Source organism: Actinoplanes sp. NPDC051513, assembly GCF_044454685.1.
GTDB lineage: Bacteria > Actinomycetota > Actinomycetes > Mycobacteriales > Micromonosporaceae > Actinoplanes.
The window spans coordinates 206,235-227,949 of record NZ_JBITDW010000006.1 but is presented as its reverse complement, the minus strand read 5'-3'; the positions used below and the strand labels follow the sequence as shown (position 1 = coordinate 227,949).

Genomic DNA, 21,715 nt, shown 5'->3' with positions numbered 1-21,715 from the left:
CTACTGCGCTCGCTTGGCCGAGTAGATGCTGAGGTTGGTATAGGCGGCCGAGAGCATCGGCGTCGTGACATCGTGCTTGGCGCCCTCGGCCACGAAGTCGCCGAGGATCGCGTCGGCCTCGACCGGCAGCCCCTGCATCATGTCCCGGTACATCGAGGACGTCATCGGCTCGGTGGTGGACAGGTTGCGCTGCACCACCGCGATCGCGCCCGCCCGCGGCGGGTGGCCGGCCGCGGTGGCGATCGCGATCGCCTCGGCCGCGACGCGGGCCCCGAAGTCGTGGCCGCCGGGCGCGGCGTTGATGTCGCCGACGCTCGCCCGCATCAGCGTGGTGGCCGCCGCCATGGTGGCCAGGAAGACCCATTTCTCCCACATGTCCTGCACGATCGTGTGCGATGGGTTGGAGTCGAACTCCTCGCCGGAGAGCGCGAAGGTCACCTCGGGGAGCCGCTCGTCCTCGCCATCGAGCGGGCCGTAGCCGATGCGGTGCAGGCCGCTCATCTGCACGACGTCGCCGTCGGCGTCGAGCGTCGCCAGGATCAGGCAGACGCCGCCCCAGGCCCGTTCCGGCCCGAACGCACCGACCAGCTCGTCGACGTGGCGCATGCCGTTGAGCAGCGGCACGATCACCGTGTGCGGGCCGATCGCCGACGCCATGTCGATGAGCGCCTGCTCGAGGGCGTAGCTCTTCACCGCGAGGACGACCAGGTCGTACTGGCCGTCCACGGTTTCCGCGGTGATCGTCCGCGGTCGGACGATGGTCTCGCCGTCCGGACTCTTGATCCGCAGTCCCCGGCCGTCGAGCACCGCCTTGCGGCCCGGCCGGACCAGGAAGGTGACGTCTTTGCCGGCTTGAGCCAGCCTGCCGCCGAAGTACCCGCCGGTCGCGCCGGCTCCTACGAAGAGTGTGCGCACCGTCTATCTATACCTAACCCAGGAGCTCATCCGTGAAGCACCAGCGCCACTTCTCGCCGGGTTCGTAGGAACGCATGACCGGATGGCCGGTCTGTTCGTGGTGGGCCGACATGTGCCGGCGCGGCGAGGAGTCGCAGCACGCCACCATTCCGCAGTCGAGGCACACGCGCAGGTGCACCCATCCGTGGGTGAACCCGCCGGCCACGCACTGCGGGCACCCGTCTTCGTACGCCGTCAGCGGGGCGGGCGAACCGGCCTCCGCCAGGTGCAGGCAGGTCAATCGTCACTCCGTTGCAACTGGGACTCTTCGAGGTCGAGCTCGCGCTGTGCGCGGGTCAGCACCTCCTCGGGGATCCGCCCCTCGTTCCGGGCGATCTTGAAGACGTGCCGTTCCGCTGTGATCATCTCGCGCCGCAGCCGACCGTACGCCGTCGAGGGGGTTTCCTGCTGCTGATTGCCGAGCCGTTCCCACGCGTTGTTGGACCGGCTGCCGATCAGTCCGCGCAGTCGCTCGACCACTTCGGCCGGCGCGCCGTCGGCCTTCTCCTCGAGCGCTTCGAGGGCCGCGCGGCTGGCCTGATACTGCACGCCGGCCTCGGCCAGCGCATCGGCCGAGGTGGTGTCCTGCCGCACATTGAGCCGCACCGCGAGCCACGGCAGCGTCGTGCCCTGCAGCAGCAGCGTGAAAACAATCACGGCGAACGCCACGAAGAGGAACAGGTCCTTGTTGGCGACGTCGTCGGGCAGCGACTGTGCGGCCGCGAGCGTGACCACGCCGCGCATGCCGGCCCAGGCGATCACCGTGGGCACGGCGAGCGGCGGCCGCTCCTCCCGCTCGCGGATCCGCGGAATCATCCGGACGAGGTACGTCGCCGGGTACATCCAGAGGAACCGCACCACCACCACGACGCCGATGACCGCGGCCGTCACGGCGATGGTCGTGCCCACATCGGTGGTGATGCCCTCGCCGATGCTGCGCAGCTGCAGCCCCACGATGAGGAAGACGACGCCCTCGAGCAGGAAGGTGATCAGCCGCCACACCGCGTCCATCTGCAGCCGGGAGGTCGGCGACAGCAGGTAGGGGATGCGGTGACCCAGGTAGAGCCCCGCGACCACCACGGCCACGACGCTGGAGCTGCGCAGTTCCTCGGCGACGATCACCACGACGAACGGGGTGAGCAGCGACACCGCGTCGTCCAGCAGCGGATCGAGGATCTTGCGGTGCAGCTTGGCGGCGATCACCGCGCCGGCCAGGCCGATCACCACGCCCACGCCGGCCTTGAGCCCGACCTGACCGACGATCGGCCAGAACCCGACCGCGCTGCCGGCCAGGGCGCCCGCCGCGATGCGCACCATCACCAGCGCGGTCGCGTCGTTGAGCAGGCTCTCGCCCTCGAGGATCGTCACCACGCGGCGCGGCAACCCCACCCGGCGGGCAATCGCGGTCGCGGAGACGGCGTCGGGTGGGGCGACAATCGCCCCGAGTGCGACACAGGCCGCGTACGGGACGCTGGGCAGCAGAACGTGCACGACGGTGCCCACGGCGAACGCGGTGACCAGCACCAGCCCCACCGCGAGCAGCAGGATCGGGCGGATCTGGCGGCGGAACGCCGGCACCGAGGTCTGCAGGGCCGCGACGTAGAGCAGCGGCGGCAGGATGCCGATCAGCACCAGCTCGGGCTCGAGGTGCGCCTCCGGGAAGCCCGGCACGAACGACAGGCCGAGGCCCGCCACCAACAGGACAAGTGGCGCCACGAAGCCCAGCCGGCGGGCCAGAGCGGCGCCGAGAACAGAGATCGCCACCAGCACGACCACGTCGACGATGCTCCCCATGCCGGGAAGCTTAGTCAGGCGATCGGTGATCAAAGATAAGCACTTCTACTCACGCCCGGGCCACGCCGGGTAGGGAAGGCTGTCGCGCATGAATGTGGGGATCACCGGGATCGCGTACGCCCTGCCGGCCCGCGAGGTGCCGACCGACGAGCTGCAGCGCAGCATCGCGGTGGCCAGCGGGCTGGCGCTGCCGCCGAGGATGTTCGAGCAGGCCACGGGCATCAAACGCCGCCGGATGGCGGCCGACGGGGAGTATGCCTCCGACCTGGCGATCGACGCGGCCACCAAGGTGCTGGCCGAGACCGGCACCGACCCGCTCGACCTCGACCTGCTGCTGTTCGCCAGCGCCACCCGCGACATGGCCGAGCCGGCCACCGCGCACGTGGTGCAGGCCGCGCTGGGCAGCCGGGCCCATGCGATGGACGTCACCAACGCCTGCAACAGCTTCCTCAACGGCATCGACCTGGCCCGCTCGATGATCCTGTCCGGCCGGGCGCGCCGCGCCCTCGTCGTGACCGGCGAGACGCCGACCCGGGCGATGCGGCCGCGGGTGGACGGCCTGGCCCAGGCGCGTACGGCGTTCGCCGGGTTCACGTTCGGCGACGCGGGCGCGGCCGTGCTGGTCGAGCCGGTCGCCACCGGCGGCATCGTCGACGTCGACACCGAGACGCACTCCGAGCACTGGTCCGCGGGCGGCATCTTCGGCGGCGGCTCCCGCCATCCGCGCGGCGACGAGCACACGTACTTCACCGGCGACGGCCACCGGCTGCGCCAGATCTTCGAGAAGATCGGGGCCGGGCTGATCGAGCGGGTCGCACTGCGCACCGGGCACGGCTGGGGCGACTACGCCAAGGTCCTGGTGCACCAGGTGACGCTCCCCTACCTCGAGCGCTTCGTCGAGGCCACCGGCGTGCCCCGCGACAAGCTCGAGGTCACCGTCGACCAGCTGGGCAACATGGCCTCGGCGACGCTCGGCGTGCAGCTGGCCCGGGTGCGGCCGTCGCTCGAGGCGGGCGACCGGGTGCTGCTGGTCGGCCTCGGCGGCGGCGTCAGCCTGATGACCATGGTCTGGGAGGTCTCGTGACCGCGGACACCGAGCCGGACGCCGGGCGGGACCCGCGCCCGCCGAGCCCGGCGAAGGCTGCGCCGCTGTGGGTGATCGTGCCGGCCTACAACGAGGCCGCCCGCATCGGCGACACCCTGCGGGCCCTCAGAACCCAGACCGACACCGACTTCACGCTGCTGGTGGTCGACAACGGCTCGACCGACGGCACGGCCGCGCTGGCCCGGTCGCTCGGCGCTCTGGTGCTGACCGAGCCCGAGAAGGGCGTCGGCTGCGCGGTCGACACCGGTTTCCGGTACGCGATCGCGCACGGCGCCGTGCACCTCGCCCGCACCGACGCCGACTGCCTGCCCGCGCCCGGCTGGGTGGCGGCCGCGCGCCGGGCCCTGGTCGAGGGCCGGGGCCTGGCCTGCGGGCGCATCGTGGCCCGCCGCGACGAGCACGGCCCGTTCGGCCGCGCGTTCTTCCGCCTGCTGGTGACGCTCGCCGCCGCGTTCGGCCGCCTGCGACCGGCCCACCGCGGCGGGGAGTATCTGGCGCCGTACCGGATGCACGCCGGCAACAACATGGCCATCACCGCCGCGCTCTACGTGGCGTGCGGCGGCATGCCGCGGCGGCCCTCCCCCACCGATCGCACGTTCCTCAACCGGGTGCGGCGCACCACCACGGCGATCGTGCACGCTCGCGACATGGTGGTGGCGAACTCGACCCGCCGTATCCGCGCCTACGGCGTCGTCGGCACGGCGAAGTGGTACCTGGATCGCGGCAGCGGTGCTCTCCCGGCGGACCCGCGCTGATGCTCGATCGCCTCATCGCCGGCCTCGATCCCGGCGACACCCGTCCCGCCCTGGCCGGCCGGGCCACGCGCGGCGACCTCGCCCGTCTCACGCACGGCCTCGCCGTGGCGCTGCATTCTCGCGGCCTCGTCGCCGGGGAGACGATCGGTTTGTGCGTACGGCCGGGACCACGTGCCCTGGCCGCCATGCTCGCGGCGTACCACCTGGGTCTGCGCATCGCGGTGCTGGACCCGACCGCCGGCCCCGACGTGCTCCGGGCCCGGCTCTCCCTCGCCGCGCCGCGGCTGATCCTCGCCGACGCCGCCGCCCAGGCGGTGGCCGGCTGGCTGGCGCCGCTGGCCCGCCGCGCCCACCTGGCGCTGCCCACGCTCGCGGCCCTCGCTCCCGTGATGACCGTGGGCCGCCGCCTGCCCGGCGCCCCGCCCGCGCTGCGCCCGCTCCCCGGTCCGCTGCCGGCCGCCTTCGACGGCGACGGCGACGCGGTGATCGTCTTCACCTCGGGCACGACGAGCCGGCCGCGGGCGGTGGTGCACACCCGGCGCTCGCTGTCGGCCGGGATGACGGCGGTCCGCGACCTGGTCCGCCCGGTCCCCGGCGTGCCCGTCCTCGGCGGGACGTTCTTCGTCCTGCTCCCGTCCCTGGCGAGTGGCGCGCCCGTGGCCCTTCCCTCCCGCCGCGACCTCGGCCGCCAGATCCGTTCCCTGTCGCCGCAGGCCACCTATCTGACGCCGCCGCAGCTCCGCGCCGCGCTGTCTTCCGGGGTCCGCTTCACCGGCCGCGTCTACAGCGGTTCCGCGCCGGTCAGCGCGGCCCTGCTGTCGGCGGTGCGGGCGGCCGGCGCCACCGAGGCCTGGGGTGTCTACGCGCTGACCGAGGTCTTCCCCGCCGCCGCGGTGGAATCAGCGGACAAATCCGGTTTCTCCGGCGAAGGGGATCTGGTCGGCGCGCCGCTCCCCGGAGTGACCGCGACGACCGGCCCGGACGGCCAGCTCCTGCTGTCGGGGCCCACCGCGGCCGATCGATACCTCGGTGAGGAGCCCTTCGACGCGGTGGCAACCGGCGACCTGGGCCGGCTCGAGAACGGGCGGGTGGTGCTGGGTGGCCGCATGAAGGACATGATCCTGCGGCGGGCCGAGAACATCTATCCGGGCCTGTACGAGCCGTCCCTGCACGTCCCGGGCGTCGAACTGGCCGTGCTGGTGGGCGTGCCGGCCGGCGACGGCGACGAGCGCGTGATCGCGGTGATCGAGCCGTCCCCCGGCGCGGACGAGACGCGGGTGCGGGCCGCCCTGCGCGACCCCCTCGCCCGGATGGGCGCGGCCCGGCCCGACCAGGTGCTCTTCGCCCGGATCCCGCTGACGGGCCGCTCGCGCAAGCCCGACCGCGAGGCCACCGCCCGGCTGGCGGCCCGCGCATGACCACTACCGCCTCGCTTGGCAGCCGACGCATGACCACCGCCGCCCGGTCGGCGGCCGGCGTATGACCGCGACCGCTCGCGCGCGGGACCGGCGCGTTTATCTGCTCAGCCATCCGGTGCTCTTCGCGCTGCTCGCGGCCCTTCGGGGCAAGCCCGTGCGGCGGCTGGGCCGCACGCTGGTGGTGCACGACCGGGAGGCCTATCTCGCGGCGCTCACCCGGATCCCGCTGGACCGCACGGCCGAGGGGACCACCGGCGGCGCGGTGGATCGGCTGGCGGGCGCCGGCGGGCTCTTCGACCAGCAGGGCGACCAGCACCGGCAGGCCCGCCGGGACGTCGCCGAACGGCTGGGCGCGGCCGGCGTCGAGCGGCTTCGCCCGGTCTGGACCCGCCTGCTCGACGAACGTCTCGCACCGCTCGCCGAGGGCGGCGCCGTCGACCTGGCGCCGCTGGCCGCCGAGATCGCCGGCGCCACGGCGGCGGCGCTGCTCGGCCTCGACGCCGACCCGTTCGAACTGGCCGCGGCGGCGCAGGAGGCGGGGGCGACGGCGGCCCGCGCGCACCTGCCGGGGCTGGGCCGCCGCCGCGCCGCCGCCCAGGCCGAGCGCGCGGCCGAGCGACTGCTCGCCCTGGTCACGCCCGCCGGAACGGCCGCCTGCCCAGTCGTCGGCGAGGGGGGCCCACCTGCGCGGGGCGACAGCCGGGCAGGTCACGGCGACGGTTCCGCCAGTCGGGGCGACGGCGGCCCCGCCGTCGAACGTGGGCGAGGCGACGCGGGGCTGGCGGCGACGCTCGCTGTGGCCGCCGTGAACACCACCGTCGCGGCGCTGCCCCGGGCCGCGGCCTGGGTCTGCGATGGCGGGCTCTGGGCGTACGCGCGCGAGGGCGTGCTCGTCGACGAACTGCTGCGCGTCACCTCGCCCACGCCGCTCCTGCCTCGCGTGGCCGCCGCCGGAGGCGAGATCGCCGACGGCTGCCCGGTGCGCGCCGGCGACCGTATGCTGCTGATCGCCCGGCACGCGGTGGACGCTCATCGCCGCGACCCGGATCCGGTGAATCCGGCGCCGGCCCGGATCTCGCAGCTTGTCTTCGGGGCGGGGACGCACGCCTGCCCGGGGGCGCGGCTCGCCCGGCGACAGCTCGGTGACCTGCTCGAAGCGCTCGCACCGCACCGGCCCGTCGTCGTGCGCGCCGGAGTCGATCGGCGGGCGGCGTTGCCGAGCTGGCGGACGCTGATCGTGCGAGCGACGGCGTGAAGATCGCGGGGGCGACGGCGTGAAGATCGCGGGGGCGACGGCGTGAAGATCGCGGGGGCGACGGCGTGAGGATCGCGATCACCGGGGCGAGCGGGTTCTGCGGTGGCGTCGTGGCACGGCTCGCTGCGGAACGCGGGGACGACGTGACCTGCCTCGGTCGTCGGCCGGGGCCGGTGGGGAAGCACGTCTTCTGGGACGCCACCCGAATAAATCCCGATATCTCCGGATGTGACGCGGTCGTGCACCTCGCGGCGGCCGTGGGGGATCCGCGGCCCGGGAACGCCACCGAGCGGGCGTTCCACACGGTCAACGTGGACGGGACCCAGCGGCTGGTCGAAGCCGCAAAAGGGGCTCCGATCGTCTGGGTGAGCAGCGCCTCGGTGTATCGGCCGGGACCCTATCGCGCCCCGTTGACCGAGGAACATCCCACCGACCGGCAGCACACCGCCTATGGCCGTACGAAATCATGGGGTGAGCGAATCGCCCTCGCTGCCGGCGCCGTCGTCCTGCGGCCTCGCGCCGTGTACGGCGAGGGTGACCCCCACCTGATGCCGCGGCTGCGGCGAATCGTGCGCGGCGGCCGCGCCTGGCTGCCCGGACCGGACGTGCCGCTGAGCCTGACCGCCGTGGAGAACCTGGCCTCCGCATGCCTGGCCGCGCTGGACTGGCCGGCCGGCGCCTACAACATCGCCGACGACGTGGTCTACCGGCGCGATCGGGCCGTCGGAAGCGTGCTCGGCGTGCCGGTGCGGCACGTGCCGCTGACGGTCGCCCGGGCCGCCGCGACGCTGCCGGGGCGGACGCTGACCCGCTACAGCGTCGACCAGGTCACCGACGGGATGGTGCTGGACATCGGCAAGGCCCTCGGCACGGGCTGGCGCCCGGAAACCAGGCTCACAGGGTGGTGACCACGCCCGAGCGCGCGACCGTCTCGGCCCGGGTGCCGTCGCGGCCGAGCTGCGTGGTGACCGCGTCGACCGAGAAGACGTAGTTCGTCTGCGCGTCGAGGCCGGTGACCGTGGCGGTGAGGTAGCCGCAGCCGGAGGCGGGCGTCATGACCGTCCAGCCGACGTCGCGCTGCCGGCCGGGGAGCACGTCCTGGGAGATCGCGGTGATGCGGTACTCGACCAGGTCGTTGCCGCCGTAGTTGTAGAACGTGACGGCGGCGCTGCCGGCGGCGCTGCCGGCGGCGGGGACGACCGTGGCGCCGGCGATGGCGTGCGCGGTGTCCGGCGGGCAGCCCGGGCTTCCGGTCGGCGTGGGGGTGGCGGTCGTCGACGCGACCGGCAGGAAGCCGGTCGGGAACGTGCTCGGCTTCGCGGTGTACCCGGAGGGTGCCGCGGACGGCGTGGCGCTGCCCTGCGACGTGATCACCCATGGTGACCCGCTCGGGCTCGGCGCCGCGGTCGCGGTCGTGCTCGACTTGCAGCCGCCCAGGGCCAGCGGCGCCAAGATCAACATGCCCAGCCAACGCATGCCCAGCCAACGACGGCGCACCGGCCCGCCTCCCCGTCTCGCTCCAGCGATGTCGGGGTTCAGATCGGCTTGCGGCTCGAGACGCTTAGGCGGGGCTGAAGTGTGCGCGGGCCCGCGCGGCGAGATCTTTGGTGGCGGCCGAGTTCACCCACGTGCCCAGCACCACGGACGCGCCCGGCACCATCTTGGCGAACATGCGGCGGGCCGCGTGGACCCCGGCCATCTGGCCGAGCCGGAAGCCGAGCTTGAGCATCACTCCGGTGAGCGGACGGTCGGCGACGTCGGTGAACATGCGGCTCGCCCGTTCCCGGCCGGCGGCGACGCCCAGCGCGAGGCGGGCGCCCTCGGCGGCCTTGTGCACCCGTTGCAGCACCAGGAGGTCGGTGGCGCGCTCGGTGGCGGCGGGGTCTTCGCCGTACGCGGCGGCGATGTGCAGCACCATGCGCGACTGGGTCCAGGCCAGGACGCCCAAGTCGAGCACCGCGCCGGGCAGGCCGGTCGCGCCCGAGACAGCGCCGGAGATGCGCGCGAGCGTGGTGAAGCGGCGGATGGCCAAAGCAGCGAGGGCGTCCGGGGAAACGCCGGGGCGGTCGAGTCGCATACGCTCGGCCCACTGGGCCGCCTCGGGCCCGAGGCGGCGGACCGCGTCGAGGGCGAGGTGCTCGGGCGCATACTGCGGGTCTGACTTCATGTGGGACCAGAGCGTGCCGGGGGGCGCGATGGTCTCCTGGATCGGATCTCTGACGGGGGTGGCGGCTTCGCTCATCAGATCTCTCCGTTGGGGGGATGGGAAGGGATCCTGATCCATTGTGGCGTGCACATGCACGTGCAGGCGAGGGGTGCAGATGATTTTGTATCCGCACTGAGATCTTGAGCACGGTTTTGCCGGAATGAACCCCGGCCTGCCGTTGTTACATCGGGTTACCCGCTTTTCTGCACAGGAGGTCCTCCACGTGCTCGACCCACACGAGCTCTATGAGTTGGCCGACGACCTGCCGGCGCTGGACGAGCCGGTGCTCGTCCAGGCGCTCACCGGGTTCGTCGACGCGGGCAGCGCGATCCAGCTGTTCCGCGAGAATCTGCTGGACAGCCTGGAGACCAGGGCCGTCGCGACCTTCGACCTCGACCAGCTGCTCGACTACCGCTCCCGCCGTCCCCCGATGATCTTCGTGGAGGACCACTGGGAGTCCTACGAGGCGCCCAGTCTCGCCCTGCACCTCATGCGCGACCAGCTCGGCACCGAGTTCCTGATGCTCGCCGGCCCCGAGCCCGACCTGCAGTGGGAACGCTTCATCGCGGCCGTGACCGGCCTGATGGACCGCTTCGGCGTCAAGCTCACCGTCGGGCTCAACGCGATCCCGATGGCCGTGCCGCACACCCGTCCGGTCAGCGTCACCGCGCACGCCACCGACCAGCGCCTGCTCGGCGACCGCGAGTCGTGGTTGCAGCGCGTGCAGGTGCCGGCCAGCGTCGGCAACCTGCTCGAGTTCCGGCTGGGCGAGCAGGGCAAGGACGCCATGGGGTACGCGGCGCACGTCCCGCACTACCTGGCACAGACCACCTATCCGGCCGCCGCCGAGCTGCTGACCGACTCGGTGTCGTCGAGCACCGGCCTGGCCCTGCCGACCGGCGAGCTGCGCAAGGCCGGCGAGATCGTCCGCGCCGACATCGACAAGCAGATCGCCGACGACGAGCAGGCCGCGCGCCTGGTCAGCTCCCTCGAGGCGCAGTACGACGCCTTCCTGCGCGGCCGCGAGAACAACCTGCTCGCCGAGTCCGACACACCGCTGCCGACCGCCGAGGAACTGGGGGCCGAGCTCGAGCGCTTCCTGGCCGAGCAGACCCGCGACGACTGACCGCCAGATCGCGCTGAGTGCGAGGACGACGGCCGGCCTTCGGGCCGGGTGTCTCCTCAATGGAGCGGGAACGATATCTTCAGCGGATGACGGAGCGCCCCACCCGGCCGGGAAGTGTCGCGCTCACCGCGATCTGCACGGGCGGGGTGCTCGCGTTCGTCGGCACGACGCTGGACTGGGCACGCGTCACCGACGCGTCCGGGGCCTACTATCTCGTCCGCCTCGCCGACTTCAACCGCGTCGCGGCGCCGGTCGCGGTGCTCTGGCTGGTGCTCGCGGCCGGCGGCGCCCTCGCCGCCCGCGGGTCGTCGCCGTGGGCGTCCGTGGCGCGGATCGGCGTCATGCTGACCGCGAGCGTCGGCTCGTTCTACCTGCTCAGCCTCACGCTCTTGGCGAACGGCTCAAGGGTGCTGGCGCACGCCGGCCTCACCGACCAGCCGTCGGTGGTCACGGTCCGGCACATCATCCCGGAGGCGGGCTGCCTGCTGTACGTCGTCGGGCTCATGCTGGTCGCGGTGGGCGCCGGCATCACCGAGGTCGCGATGCGCGGGTTCCAACCGGCTCCGCCCCGTCGGGAGGGCCGTCCGGTGCTGCACCGCATCGTGCTGCTCCTCGGCTTGATCCTCGCGGTCGTCGCGGCGGTCCTCCCCTGGTTCGGCACCAGCGCCGCCGGCGTCGTCCTCACCCCGACCGGCATCGACTCGCCGCCCGGGCACCATGACACCGAGACGTGGCTCGTCCTCTACCGGGCCGGCGTCGCCGCCTGCCTCGTGATCACCGTTCTCGCCCTCGTCCGGCGGCGGCACGCCCCGTGGCTGCGCCTGCTCGGTCTCGTCGTCGGCGTCGCGGTGACCGTGATGCTCCTGAGCGGGTATGTGGCTCTGTCGCGCCAGACCACCTTGCAGTACGACTGGGATCGCATCGGCCCCGGCCATCACCTCGGCGTCGTGGCGATGCTCCTGCTCACGGCCAGTTTCGCGACGCTGCCATCAGGGGCCTCGGAAGGGGCGCTGCCCTCAGGGGCGTCAGAAGCGGCGCTGCCCTCAGGGGCGTCAGAAGCGGCGCTGCCCTCAGGGGCGTCAGAAGCGGCGCTGCCCTCAGGGGCGTCAGAAGCGGCGCTGCCATCAGGGGCCTCAGAACCAGCCGCGGATGAAGCGGACCAGGAAGCCGAAGCGGAGCGTCGCCCGTGACGAGACAGGCGCGCAAGGCGCCCGCCAAGAAGCCCAAGTCCGCGACGGCCCGGCAGGCGCCGGCAAAGGCGCCGTCAGGCTGGACCGAGCTGTCCAAGGCGACAAAGGCGCTGGTGGCACTGGTCGGCACGACCGCGGTGGCGGCCGTGGTCCCCGGGGTGCTCCCGTACGTCTCCGACCACACCCTCGACCTGTTCCGCTCCCCGATCGTCGACCTCCGCAGCGAGATCGGATCGTCGAGCCTGTTTCTCGGCCAGGCCGCCACCGAGGTCGTGGCGACCGCGCCGGAGGACATCGTCGCCGATCCCCGGTTCGTGCCGGCAGGCTACGCCGGTACCCGGCTCACCCTGGAGGGCCGGCGCTCGGCCCCGGTGTCCGTGCTGGACATGTCCGTCGAGATCGTCGAGCGCCGGCCGCCGCGCCGGGGCACCCTCATCTACGTCCAGTCGCAGGGCGAGGGCGACAACACGGTGGTCGACGTCGACCTCGACGCGCCCCGACCCCTCCCGGTCGCGGCGGGTGGCGGTGGCCCGTACTTCACCGGCAAGCACATCACGCTCGGCCGCGGCGAACTGTGGGTGATCAACGCGCAGTTCCGGACCACCCAGCACGAGTACGCCTGGCGCCTCCACCTGCGGCTGCGCTACCGCGGGTCGGACCGCGAGGTGACTGTGCCGCCGGCCGATCGGCCCCCGTTCCGGATGACCGCGTTCGTCGCGCCCGGCGATTACCGGCAACTGTTCGTGTGGAACAAGGACGGGCTCCTCACCGGGCACGACTGCGCCGCCGAGCAGGCTGTCTGCGCAGCCACGGACCTGCCGCCGATGAAGGCGCGACGCTAGCGTTGACCCAGCATGAAATCGAGACCCACCTGGATCTGCCGGTCCCAGTAGCCCCACTCGTGGTCGCCCGGCCCGAAGCTCGCGTCGATCTCCACCCTCGCGCTCTTGCACGCCGCGACGAAGCGTTCGTTCTGCTTGACCAGGTGGTCCTCGGTGCCGCAGCGGAGCATCAGCCGCGGCAGCTCCGCCCGGTCGGCCTTCTTGACGAGATGGAAGAGGTCCTCGTCGCCGCCGGCGACCTTGCGGTCGGGGAAGACTCGCGAGACCAGGGTGCGGATGTGCGGCCTCAGGTCGAACTCTTGGATGTACGCCAGATCGAGCGCGCCCGAGAAGCTGGCCGCCGCCGCAAACCGCTGCGGTTCCCGTAGTGCCCATTTGAAGGCGCCGTAGCCGCCCATCGACAGCCCGGCCACGAACGTGTCCTCGCGCCGCGCCGACACCCGGAAGAAACGCTCGACCGTCTGCGGCAGCTCCCCGGTGAGGAAATCCCAGAACCTCATCCCGTACGCCTCGTTGGCGTAGAAGCTGCGGTGCACCTGGGGCATGACGACGGCCAGGCCGCGCGCCGTGGCGTACCGCTCGATCGAGGTGAACCGCGTCCAGGCGGTGTCGTCGTCAGTGAGCCCGTGCAGCAGGTAGAGCACCGGCGGCGGCTCGTCACCCTCCTGCGGCAGCACCACGGTCATCGAGGTGTCCAGTTCGAGCGTCTCGGCGGCGAAGTCCACCCGGATCAAGGCCATGCCACAGGTTGGCACATCCGCCGTATGCCCGGTGGGTATACCCGATGAGTATAGTCCGCAGCATGACGGTGTCGTACGCGTTGCTGGGACTGCTCGATGAGGCCGACCGCCACGGCTACGACCTCAAGCAGTCCTACGACCGCCGGTTCGGCTCGGCCCGGCCGCTGCGGTTCGGGCAGGTGTATCGCACGCTCGCCCAGCTCGAGCGGGACGGGCTCATCACGGTGGCCGGTGTCGAGGCGGGCGCCGGCCCCGACCGCAAGCGGTACTCGATCACGACGGACGGGGTGACCGACTTGGAGCGCTGGCTGTCCGAACCGGAAGATCCGCAACCTCAGCTTCAGACGGTGCTGTTCACCAAGGTGGTCACGGCCCTGCTGTCGGGCCGGCCGGCCGGCGTGTTCCTCGAGGACCAGCGGCAGCGGCACCTCACGGTGATGCGCGAGCTCACCGCCGCGCGGCGGGAATCGTCGCTGCGCGACGGCATGCTCATCGACTACCAGCTGTTCCACATCGAGGCCGACCTGCGCTGGATCGAGCACGCGGCCGGCCGCCTCGACACGCTCGCATCGGAGATCCGGTCATGAGCATTCTGGTCGCGCCGCTCCGCTGTCGCGCGGCAAGACCAGCTTCGATCTGGCGTCACGGCCCGTCGTGCTCACGGCGGTGACAAATCTGCTTCCGTACGCGATGAGCTTCGTTCTGATTCTGACCGCGTGCAGTCTGACCGTTTCCGTGATCACCGGGGTGCAGACCGCCACCCGCCTCGACTCGGCCCGCTTCGAGTGACACCCCAACCGGGTTGGGAATGTCGTACCCGTCGATTAGAATGTATGTACTAAAAGGGGCCGTGACCTGCGAGGAGATCAACGTGACCGCGCCTGTTTTGTCCGAACCTGTTCCCGTGATCCCGCCCTACGCGACCATGCTCGGCTTCACCCGCTACGTGACCCGCACCGGCCCCGCGAAGGCCACGTTCGTCGGCGGTCTGCGACGCGCCCGCGAGCGCCGCAGCGGCTTCAACCCGCACGGCCAGCTGGTCAAGGCACTGAAGGCCGACATCGCCTTCCGCACCGGCGGCAGCTACCTGTCCGCCGTCACCGGTCTGGTGAAAGACCGCTGGAAGCCGCTGTACGAGTCGATCAGTGCCGGCGCCGTCACCTACCTGAAGTCGCTGGGCGACCCCGACCAGGTGAGCCTCGCGCAGACCCGCGACGCCCTGGCCTCGGTCGGACCCCTGGCCGTGAAGATCAACCCGCATTTCGGCCTGCGCTACGAGAACGGCCGCCGCGAGGCCGTCCGCCTGCACTTCGACGAGGCCCCGCCCACCCCCGAGGCCATCACCGCCACGCTGCACCTGATGGCCGGCCACATCGACCAGATCCTCCCCAACGCCGAGCCGGTCCTGGTCGACCTGCGCCGCGGCGTGACCCACCGCATCGACCCCGCCCTGAAACCCGCCGACATCGAGAGCTGGCTGACCGGCGAGGCAGCCGCCTTCACGACCATGTGGTCCACCACGGTCGCCTGACCGAGGCCACCCACCACCACGCCTGACCGAGCCCGGTCCGGCCGCACCACCCCAGAGCCCGCGGCCGCCCCGCCACCCCGGGGCGGCCGCGGCACATCCGGCGCGCCCGCGGCACATCCGGGGCGCCCGCGGCACATCCGGGGCGCCCACGGCACATCCGGCGCGCCCACGGCACATCCGGCGCGCCCACGGCACATCCGGCGCGCCCACGGCACATCCGGGGCGCCCGCGGCACATCCGGGGCGCCCACGGCACATCCGGCGCGCCCACGGCACATCCGGCGCGCCCACGGCACATCCGGGGCGCCCACGGCACATCGGTGACGTCAACGTGGTGCGCGTCAGGCGGCGTTGGCGGCTCCAGCGGCAGGCGGCTGAGCGGCTTCTGCCGACGGCCGGCCCGCATTCGCCGCTCGGCGGGACGCTGCCGTGCGGGTCGACCTGGTCAGGGTGGCCGGTTTGCCGGCGGCCGCCAGACCGAAGGTGGGCATGTTGCCGTACAGGGCCTCGAACGTGCCCTGCCGCACCACATACGTCTCGTGCCAGACGCCGACGTCGCCGCTGTCGCCGACCGCCTTGTTCCAGCGCTTCCACGCCGGATGATGGGGCAGCCGGGCATCTCGGGCGAACGCCTCCAGCTGCTCGACGCTCCTCCAGTACTGCACCAGGATCGGGCCGCGCGGGCCGACCCACGACGTGAAGTGCAGCAGGCCGAGCTCCTTGCGGCGGATCAGCTCGCGCAACATCGGGCCCATGGCCAGCGCCACCGGGATCCACTTGTGGAGCTTCCACACCTTGTTGACCCGCATGCCGATCAGGAAGACGACGAAGTCGCCCTCCAGCTCGGCGGTGGTGTAGCCCGCAACGACCTTCGCCATCTCGACCATCTCCCCGAAGGTTTGGATAGAGTCACTATCGATAGTTACACTATCCGCTCGAGGAGGGATGATCGCAAGGTGCGAGTGGGAGAGTTGAGCCGGCGTAGCGGGGTGCCGATCCCGACGATCAAGTTCTATCTGCGGGAAGGCCTGCTCCCGCCAGGGGTGGCGACCGCTGCCAACCAGGCCGACTATGACGAGGAGCACGTCCGGCGGCTCCGCCTGATCCGGGCGCTGATCGACGTCGGCGGCGTCTCCGTGGCGGGCGCGCGCGACGTGGTGGCGGCGCTCGGAACGTACGCGGCTGATCCTCATGAATTGCTCGGGTCGGCGCAGTCGGCCGTGCAGCCCCGGCACCGCCCCGACCGCGACACCTCCGAGTGGCGCAAGGCCCGCGAGCGGGTGATCGCGCTGATCGAGGAGCGCGGCTGGCTGATCTACCCCGGCTCCCCCGCGATCGACATGGTCGCCGACGCCCTCGCGGCCGGCGACTCGCTCGGCGTGGCCGAGCTCTTCGACAAGCTGAGCGACTACGCCGACGCCGCCGACCAACTGGCCGCCGTCGAGGTGGGCACGGTCCTCGCCCGGCCCGACCCCGCGGCCCGGATGGAGCTGGTAGTCCTCGGCACCGTGCTGGGCGAAGCCCTGTTCAGCGCCCTGCGCATGCTCGCCCACCAGCACGAGAGCGCCCGCCAGCTGCGCGGTCCGACAGTTTGAGTCCGGTATTCGCTCAGGTGCGGAACGGTTGCGGACGATTCCTTCGGTGTAAGCAGGGGCGAGGCGCGTCGGGGGGCGTTCCGTTATGCAGGGCATGAAGAAGATCACCGCAGTCCTGGCCACGACCGTCGCGCTGGTCACCGTACATCCGGCGGCCGCGGGCGCGGCCACACTGCCGAACCAGATCGCGTACGTCCGCAGCGGCGACATCTACGTCAGCAGCGGCCCGGCCGAGAGGCGCCTGACCACCGGCGGCGGCCACTCCCGCCCCCGCTGGTCCCCGGACGGGAGGCGGATCGCGTACCTGACCGGCGCCCAGCTGTGGACCATGAACGCCGACGGCACCGCCCAGCGCCGGCTCACCACCCGCGCCGCGGCCGGCCCGTCCTGGTCGCCGGACGGCAAGTGGATCGCCTTCGCCTCCCTGTCGTGCACCGGCGGCCCCGGCGTCTACCGCCTCCCCGCGCCCGCCACCCCCGCCACGCCCGGCACCCCCGCCACCCTCGCCGCCCTCGCCACGCCCGCCACCCTCGCCACGCCCGCCACCCTCGCCAAGCCCGGCACCACCGCCACGCCCGAGGTGCTCTTCCCCCGTGACTGCCGGGGCGAGGAGCTGCCGCCCGAGGAGCCGGCCACCCCGCGCGTGGGCACGCTGACCGACCGGCTGCGCACCGACGACGCCGTCGCCTGGTCACCCGACGGCGCCAAGATCGCGTTCCGGGGCGGCGACTGCGAATCGGTCTACGACTCCTGCCTCTCGGTGGGGACGGTCGCCACCGGCGGGGAACAGACCGTCGCCGCGTACGGCGGAGGCAGTTTGCAGAATCGGGGCTTCGCGGTGGTGCCGAGCTGGCGCGGGGACGGCGGCCGGCTGGCCTGGACGGCCTATCAGGAGGGCGAGACCACCGCCGAGAACGAGCCGGTGCACCTGGTCGAATACGACCCGGCGACCCGCGCGAAGCACACGGTCGGCGGCACGCTGGACCGCGAGCTCGCCTACCTCGGCACGACCCGCGCGGTGGTCACCGGCCAATACCGCGGCGGCTCCTGGGTGACGATCGTCGGGCTGACCGACAGCTCGCGCAGCCTGTTCCATTCGGGCTCGCAGCCGAGCGTTCGCCCCACCCGCTAAGCGATCCCGGCCGGGCGCCGAACAGGGTTTAGACCGGTGGCAACCTGGTTGCCATCCCGCATGTCGTCGATGGGGGATTTCGCCGATGTCCGTCTCCGGCCTGGGTTCCGCGCACACGCCGCGCACGCCGCTCACGCCCGTGCACCGGCCGAACCGCACGGACGAGAAGCCGCCGTACCGCAACGATTTCGACACCCTGACCGTCGCCGACCGTGAGCTCATCCACCAGGCGACCGGCCAGCGCATAGCCCCCGGCTTCGATCCCACGCGCGAATCCACGACCACCTTCGCCGCTGCGATCGCCGCCGAGCGCGCCGCCAGCCGCCTGGCTCCCGGCCAGCCGGTCACCGCCGTCTACCTCAAGGACCTCAACCGCCGCTTCGAACGCGCGGGCGGCGCCAACCCCGTCGGCCCCTACCTGGCCAAGGCGCTTGAGTACCTCTCCCGCAGCGGCCCTCGCCGCATAGACGTCTCGGCCTGACCGCCCAGTAGTCCTCCTGACCGCTCAGTAGTCTTGGGGGACCATGACCGAGACCGCCGAGCACCGTCCCATCCGAACCTTCCACCCGCGCCGGGGCCGGATGAGCGCCCGCCACGCCGACGCCCACACCGAGCTCTGGCCGGCCTTCGGCATCACGGTCGAGGACGGCGACCGCACCCCGCTCGATCTCGAGGCGCTCTTCGGCCGCTCCGCCCCGGTCGTGCTGGAGATCGGTTTCGGCATGGGCGACACCCTGGCCACGATGGCCGCCGCCGACCCCGGCCGCGACTATCTGGGCGTCGAGGTGCACACCCCCGGCATCGCCAATCTGCTGGCACACATCAACGATCAAAACCTCTCCAACGTACGGGTGGCGCGCGGCGACGCCATGGAACTGCTCCACAAGATCGCCCCCGCCTCGCTGGACGCGATCAACGTCTTCTTCCCCGACCCGTGGCCGAAGGCCCGCCACCACAAGCGCCGCCTGATCCGGCCCGGCAACGTGGTCCTGCTCCGCGAGCGCCTGCGCCCCGGCGGCATCCTCCACTGCGCCACCGACTGGCCCCACTACGCGGCCGCGATGGCCGAGACCCTCGACGCCGACCCCGCCCTGCGCCGGATGAGCGACGACCGAGCGGGCCGCCCCGAGACAAAGTTCGAACGCCGAGGCACGGCCGCCGGCCGCCCGATCACAGACCTCCGCTACACCCGCCCCTGACCCACCACCTGCTCTGGACAAATCGCCTCACGCACCCCACAGCAACTCACCATTGATGAACCGCCGCGCGCACCCCGCAGCAACTCACCATTGATGAACCGCCGCCCGCACGCCGCACCGACTCATCAACGATGAGTTGGCGTTCGCCTCGAGCGGCAAATCATCAAGGTTGCGCGAGAGGTGCGGCGACGGCGGAGGCCCCCGCAACCACGGGGACCGCCGCGCCACCACGGGAGGGCCCCGCAACCACGGGAGGGCCGCGCCACCACGGGAGGGCCGCGCAACCACCGGAGGGCCGCGCAACCACCGGAGGGCCGCGCAACCACGGGAGGGCCGCGCAACCACGGAGGCCACGCCACCGCGGGAGGCCCCGCCGCAAGCGCGGGAGGCGGGCGCACGCCGGCGCGGGAGGCGGGCGCACGCCGGCGCGGGCGCGTCCTGATGAGTTGGGGCGAAGGGTGCGCGGCAACTCATCACGATCGCAGCTGGTAGCGGGCGCGCGGCGGTGGGGCGGGCGGTGGGCGTACCTGTCGGTTTGGCGGTTTTGAAGGGCTTTCTTCCCTAGGCTGGAAGGCCGGAGGTAGGCCATGCGGCGAGAGGACCCCGGCCTGGATGCCGGACGCTTGTGGAGCGCCCGGGCTTCGACGGCCGCGGGAGCGGTCGCGGGCGAGGTCGCGGGCCAGGTCGCGGGCGAGGTCGCGTGGCGGCCCGGGGTGCTCGAGGAGGGGCTGCTCGGCACCTCGGCCGAGCCGCATCGGGGGGTGCTCACCAGCGGGGCCGCCGATCAACTCGCGGCGTTGGTGGCCCGGGCCGCGCATGCGCCCGTCGGGCTGATCCATTTCGTGCAAGCGGGGCGGCTGCGGCTCTACGGCGGATGGGGGCTGTCCGGGTCGTGGGACGAGATCGCGGACGTTCCCGTCGAGGAGTCGCTGGCGGGGATCGTGCTGCGGACCGACGCTCCGATATTGATCGCCGATCTGAGTGCGGACGACCGGGTGCCGGGCGGGCGGAGCGGCGCCTACCTGGGGCATCCGATCCGTGACCAGCACGGCGCGGTGCTCGGCATCTGCTGCGCGGGCGACAACGCGCCGCGCTCGTGGACCGCCGACGAGGTGGCCGCGGTCGCCGAGGCCGCGCAGGTGTGCACGCTGCTGATCACCGAGCAGGTGGCCCGGCACGAGATCGACCAGCAGCGCCGGTTTCTCGACGCCGTGCTCGACAGCCTGCACGACGGGGTCACGGCGTGCGACGCGGACGGGCGGATCGTTTTCGTCAACGAGCGGATGCGGGCCATGTGGGGCGAGGCCGGCCTGCCCGAGGACACGCTGCCGGACGGGCTGACCGACGTGGACGGCAAGGCGCTCGGCCGCGACGATCTCGGCGTCTTCCGGGCGCTGCGCGGCGATCACCTGCGCGACGAGGAGGTGATCCTGCACGGCCCGGACCGGCGCACCCGGCACTACCTGGTGGATGCGCACCCGATCACCGGGCCGGACGGGCACACGGTCGGCGCGGTGCAGGCCGTGCAGGACGTGACCCGGCGCCGGCGGGTCGAGCGGTTCCGCACCTGCGAGCTCGCGGTGACGACGGCGCTCGCGGAGGCGCCGAGCATCGAGGCCGCCGGGCCGCGCGTGCTGGAGGCCGTGGTCGGCACCCTCGACTGGGTGCACGCGGAGTTGTGGCTGGTCGACGACGCGGCCGCGGTCGTGCGCTCGGCCGCCCGGTGGAGCGCCCCGGGGTGGCAGGCCGACATCGACGTGCCGGTCGATCTCACGTACGGGACGGGGCTGGCGGGCCGGGCGTGGCAGGTCGGCAAGCCGTTGTGGATCCGGGACGTCGGGCAGCCGCAGAGCCTGATCTCGGAGGAGACGGCCAAGAGCTCGCGGCTGCACGCGGCGCTTGCCATACCCGTACGCGAAGGCTTTGAGACTCTTGGGGTTCTGACGGTCTTCGCGGACACGGTCGAGGACCCGGAGGACGAGTTGCTCGCCTTGATGTCGGGAATCGCCGCGCATATCGGTCAATTCGTGGAGCGGCGTCTCGTCGACGACCTGCAGCGGCAGCTGAACCGTTCGAAGAACGAGTATCTGGCCCTGATCGGGCACGAGTTGCGCACTCCGCTGACATCCATCAGCGCCTATACCGAATTGTTGCGGGAGGCGGACGAGCACACGCTGCTCACGGAGGGGCCCCGGCTGCTGGAGGTGATCGACCGGAACACCAATCAGCTGCGGCACATCATCAACGAGTTGATGGAGCTGTCCGCGCTCGACGCCGGCCACGCCGATGTGCAGCTCGCGCCCATGGATCTGGCCGAGGTGGTGCGGGATTCGCTGGCGAAGGCGCGCGCGGCGGTCGACGGGGCGCCGCTGGTGATCGAGGAGGAGCTGCCCGAGCATCTGGTGCTGCCGGGCGACCGGAAACGGCTGCGCCAGGTCGTCGACAACCTTCTCGGCAATGCCGTCAAATACAGCCCGGACGGCGGCCACATCGGAGTGACGCTCAAGGCGGCGGGACGGGCGGCGGAGCTGGCGGTCTCGGACACCGGGCTCGGCGTCTCGACCGATGAGCGGGAGAAGATGTTCACCGGGCTCTATCGGACGAGCCGCGCGCGGGACAAGGCGATCCCGGGAACCGGCCTGGGACTGACGCTGAGCCGGGCGGTCGTGACGCGGCATCACGGCAGCATCGAGCTGGTGGAGAGCGCCGGCGCGGGCACGACGGTGCTCGTGCGGCTGCCGATGGACGCGCGCTGACGATCGCCCTCTTCGGCTGACTCCTTCCCCGATCGGGTGACGGCAGAGCGTGACTGCCCGGTGACACGCACCGCGTCGCTCGGCAGTTGCTCGTCCTGAGCCCGTCCGAACCGGCGTA

General features: G+C 72.4%; 23 protein-coding genes. 16 read left to right on the top strand and 7 right to left on the bottom strand.

Going from position 1 to position 21,715, the window contains the following annotated elements; all coding sequences use genetic code 11:
• From ACIA5D_RS21495 to ACIA5D_RS21485, 3 genes are read right to left on the bottom strand one after another with little or no spacing between them, the layout of a single operon-like run.
• On the bottom strand, positions 1-915 hold the full coding sequence (locus ACIA5D_RS21495) for a ketopantoate reductase family protein (protein WP_396031910.1): 915 nt from the start codon (positions 913-915) through the stop codon (positions 1-3).
• Between the two features lie 13 nt (positions 916-928).
• Entirely contained in the window at positions 929-1,195 is a 267-nt protein-coding gene (locus tag ACIA5D_RS21490; RefSeq protein ID WP_396031909.1) for a UBP-type zinc finger domain-containing protein, read from the bottom strand.
• Positions 1,192-2,748 carry a cation:proton antiporter gene (locus ACIA5D_RS21485; RefSeq protein ID WP_396031908.1) on the bottom strand — a complete coding sequence of 519 codons (1,557 nt, stop codon included), beginning with the start codon at positions 2,746-2,748 and terminating at the stop codon, positions 1,192-1,194. Before ACIA5D_RS21485 ends, ACIA5D_RS21490 begins: the two co-directional genes overlap by 4 nt.
• 88 nt (positions 2,749-2,836) lie before the next feature.
• Between ACIA5D_RS21485 and ACIA5D_RS21480 the strand changes: the two genes are divergently transcribed.
• From ACIA5D_RS21480 to ACIA5D_RS21460, 5 genes are all read left to right on the top strand, one after another.
• The gene (locus ACIA5D_RS21480; RefSeq protein WP_396031907.1) at positions 2,837-3,832 is read left to right on the top strand and encodes a 3-oxoacyl-ACP synthase III family protein; all 996 of its coding nucleotides are present in this window, start codon (positions 2,837-2,839) and stop codon (positions 3,830-3,832) included.
• The gene (locus ACIA5D_RS21475) at positions 3,829-4,608 is read left to right on the top strand and encodes a glycosyltransferase family 2 protein (protein WP_396031906.1); all 780 of its coding nucleotides are present in this window, start codon (positions 3,829-3,831) and stop codon (positions 4,606-4,608) included. Before ACIA5D_RS21480 ends, ACIA5D_RS21475 begins: the two co-directional genes overlap by 4 nt.
• Positions 4,608-6,026, top strand: a complete 1,419-nt coding sequence (locus tag ACIA5D_RS21470) for a class I adenylate-forming enzyme family protein (RefSeq protein WP_396031905.1) — start codon at positions 4,608-4,610, stop codon at positions 6,024-6,026. The genes ACIA5D_RS21475 and ACIA5D_RS21470 overlap by 1 nt, the downstream gene beginning before the upstream one ends.
• A gap of 61 nt (positions 6,027-6,087) precedes the next feature.
• Positions 6,088-7,281 carry a cytochrome P450 gene (locus tag ACIA5D_RS21465; RefSeq protein ID WP_396031903.1) on the top strand — a complete coding sequence of 398 codons (1,194 nt, stop codon included), beginning with the start codon at positions 6,088-6,090 and terminating at the stop codon, positions 7,279-7,281.
• Between the two features lie 65 nt (positions 7,282-7,346).
• Positions 7,347-8,189 carry an NAD-dependent epimerase/dehydratase family protein gene (locus ACIA5D_RS21460; RefSeq protein ID WP_396031902.1) on the top strand — a complete coding sequence of 281 codons (843 nt, stop codon included), beginning with the start codon at positions 7,347-7,349 and terminating at the stop codon, positions 8,187-8,189.
• Here ACIA5D_RS21460 and ACIA5D_RS21455 read toward each other — a convergent pair.
• Together ACIA5D_RS21455 and ACIA5D_RS21450 are read right to left on the bottom strand one after the other, a co-directional pair.
• Positions 8,176-8,742 (bottom strand): hypothetical protein, encoded by a 567-nt coding sequence (locus ACIA5D_RS21455; protein ID WP_396031901.1) that lies wholly within the window; start codon positions 8,740-8,742, stop codon positions 8,176-8,178. The genes ACIA5D_RS21460 and ACIA5D_RS21455 overlap by 14 nt on opposite strands.
• A 100-nt stretch (positions 8,743-8,842) precedes the next feature.
• Positions 8,843-9,523, bottom strand: coding sequence for an EcsC family protein (locus ACIA5D_RS21450; RefSeq protein ID WP_396031900.1), 681 nt, complete (start codon positions 9,521-9,523; stop codon positions 8,843-8,845).
• 187 nt (positions 9,524-9,710) lie between these two features.
• On the opposite strand from ACIA5D_RS21450, the gene ACIA5D_RS21445 reads away from it, so the two are divergent.
• The 3 genes from ACIA5D_RS21445 (at position 9,711) to ACIA5D_RS21435 (ending at position 12,645) form a co-directional block, all read left to right on the top strand.
• On the top strand, positions 9,711-10,613 hold the full coding sequence (locus ACIA5D_RS21445) for a proteasome assembly chaperone family protein (RefSeq protein WP_396031899.1): 903 nt from the start codon (positions 9,711-9,713) through the stop codon (positions 10,611-10,613).
• 86 nt (positions 10,614-10,699) lie between these two features.
• Positions 10,700-11,803 carry a hypothetical protein gene (locus ACIA5D_RS21440; RefSeq protein ID WP_396031898.1) on the top strand — a complete coding sequence of 368 codons (1,104 nt, stop codon included), beginning with the start codon at positions 10,700-10,702 and terminating at the stop codon, positions 11,801-11,803.
• Positions 11,800-12,645, top strand: a complete 846-nt coding sequence (locus ACIA5D_RS21435; protein WP_396031897.1) for a hypothetical protein — start codon at positions 11,800-11,802, stop codon at positions 12,643-12,645. The genes ACIA5D_RS21440 and ACIA5D_RS21435 overlap by 4 nt, the downstream gene beginning before the upstream one ends.
• Here the strand turns inward: ACIA5D_RS21435 and ACIA5D_RS21430 are convergent.
• Entirely contained in the window at positions 12,642-13,385 is a 744-nt protein-coding gene (locus ACIA5D_RS21430) for an alpha/beta hydrolase (RefSeq protein WP_396031896.1), read from the bottom strand. The genes ACIA5D_RS21435 and ACIA5D_RS21430 overlap by 4 nt on opposite strands.
• A gap of 62 nt (positions 13,386-13,447) precedes the next feature.
• Between ACIA5D_RS21430 and ACIA5D_RS21425 the strand changes: the two genes are divergently transcribed.
• The 3 genes from ACIA5D_RS21425 (at position 13,448) to ACIA5D_RS21415 (ending at position 14,916) form a co-directional block, all read left to right on the top strand.
• Positions 13,448-13,972, top strand: coding sequence for a PadR family transcriptional regulator (locus ACIA5D_RS21425; RefSeq protein WP_396031895.1), 525 nt, complete (start codon positions 13,448-13,450; stop codon positions 13,970-13,972).
• Positions 13,973-14,051: 79 nt separating this feature from the next.
• Positions 14,052-14,174, top strand: coding sequence for a hypothetical protein (locus tag ACIA5D_RS21420; protein ID WP_396031894.1), 123 nt, complete (start codon positions 14,052-14,054; stop codon positions 14,172-14,174).
• A 136-nt stretch (positions 14,175-14,310) separates the two neighbouring features.
• On the top strand, positions 14,311-14,916 hold the full coding sequence (locus ACIA5D_RS21415) for a hypothetical protein (RefSeq protein WP_396032191.1): 606 nt from the start codon (positions 14,311-14,313) through the stop codon (positions 14,914-14,916).
• Positions 14,917-15,256: 340 nt separating this feature from the next.
• Here ACIA5D_RS21415 and ACIA5D_RS21410 read toward each other — a convergent pair whose 3' ends face one another.
• Positions 15,257-15,793, bottom strand: coding sequence for a DUF4188 domain-containing protein (locus ACIA5D_RS21410; RefSeq protein ID WP_396031893.1), 537 nt, complete (start codon positions 15,791-15,793; stop codon positions 15,257-15,259).
• Positions 15,794-15,871: 78 nt separating this feature from the next.
• Between ACIA5D_RS21410 and ACIA5D_RS21405 the strand changes: the two genes are divergently transcribed.
• The 5 genes from ACIA5D_RS21405 (at position 15,872) to ACIA5D_RS21385 (ending at position 21,597) form a co-directional block, all read left to right on the top strand.
• Positions 15,872-16,510, top strand: a complete 639-nt coding sequence (locus ACIA5D_RS21405; RefSeq protein WP_396031892.1) for a MerR family transcriptional regulator — start codon at positions 15,872-15,874, stop codon at positions 16,508-16,510.
• 94 nt (positions 16,511-16,604) lie between these two features.
• Complete coding sequence (locus ACIA5D_RS21400) at positions 16,605-17,642, top strand: hypothetical protein (protein WP_396031891.1); 1,038 nt, start codon at positions 16,605-16,607, stop codon at positions 17,640-17,642.
• An 85-nt stretch (positions 17,643-17,727) separates the two neighbouring features.
• Positions 17,728-18,123: a hypothetical protein gene (locus ACIA5D_RS21395; RefSeq protein ID WP_396031890.1), complete on the top strand. Its 396-nt coding sequence runs from the start codon at positions 17,728-17,730 to the stop codon at positions 18,121-18,123.
• Between the two features lie 43 nt (positions 18,124-18,166).
• Positions 18,167-18,841, top strand: a complete 675-nt coding sequence (gene trmB, locus ACIA5D_RS21390; protein ID WP_396031889.1) for a tRNA (guanosine(46)-N7)-methyltransferase TrmB — start codon at positions 18,167-18,169, stop codon at positions 18,839-18,841.
• A 587-nt stretch (positions 18,842-19,428) separates the two neighbouring features.
• Positions 19,429-21,597, top strand: coding sequence for an ATP-binding protein (locus ACIA5D_RS21385; protein WP_396031887.1), 2,169 nt, complete (start codon positions 19,429-19,431; stop codon positions 21,595-21,597).
• Positions 21,598-21,715: the final 118 nt, after the last annotated feature.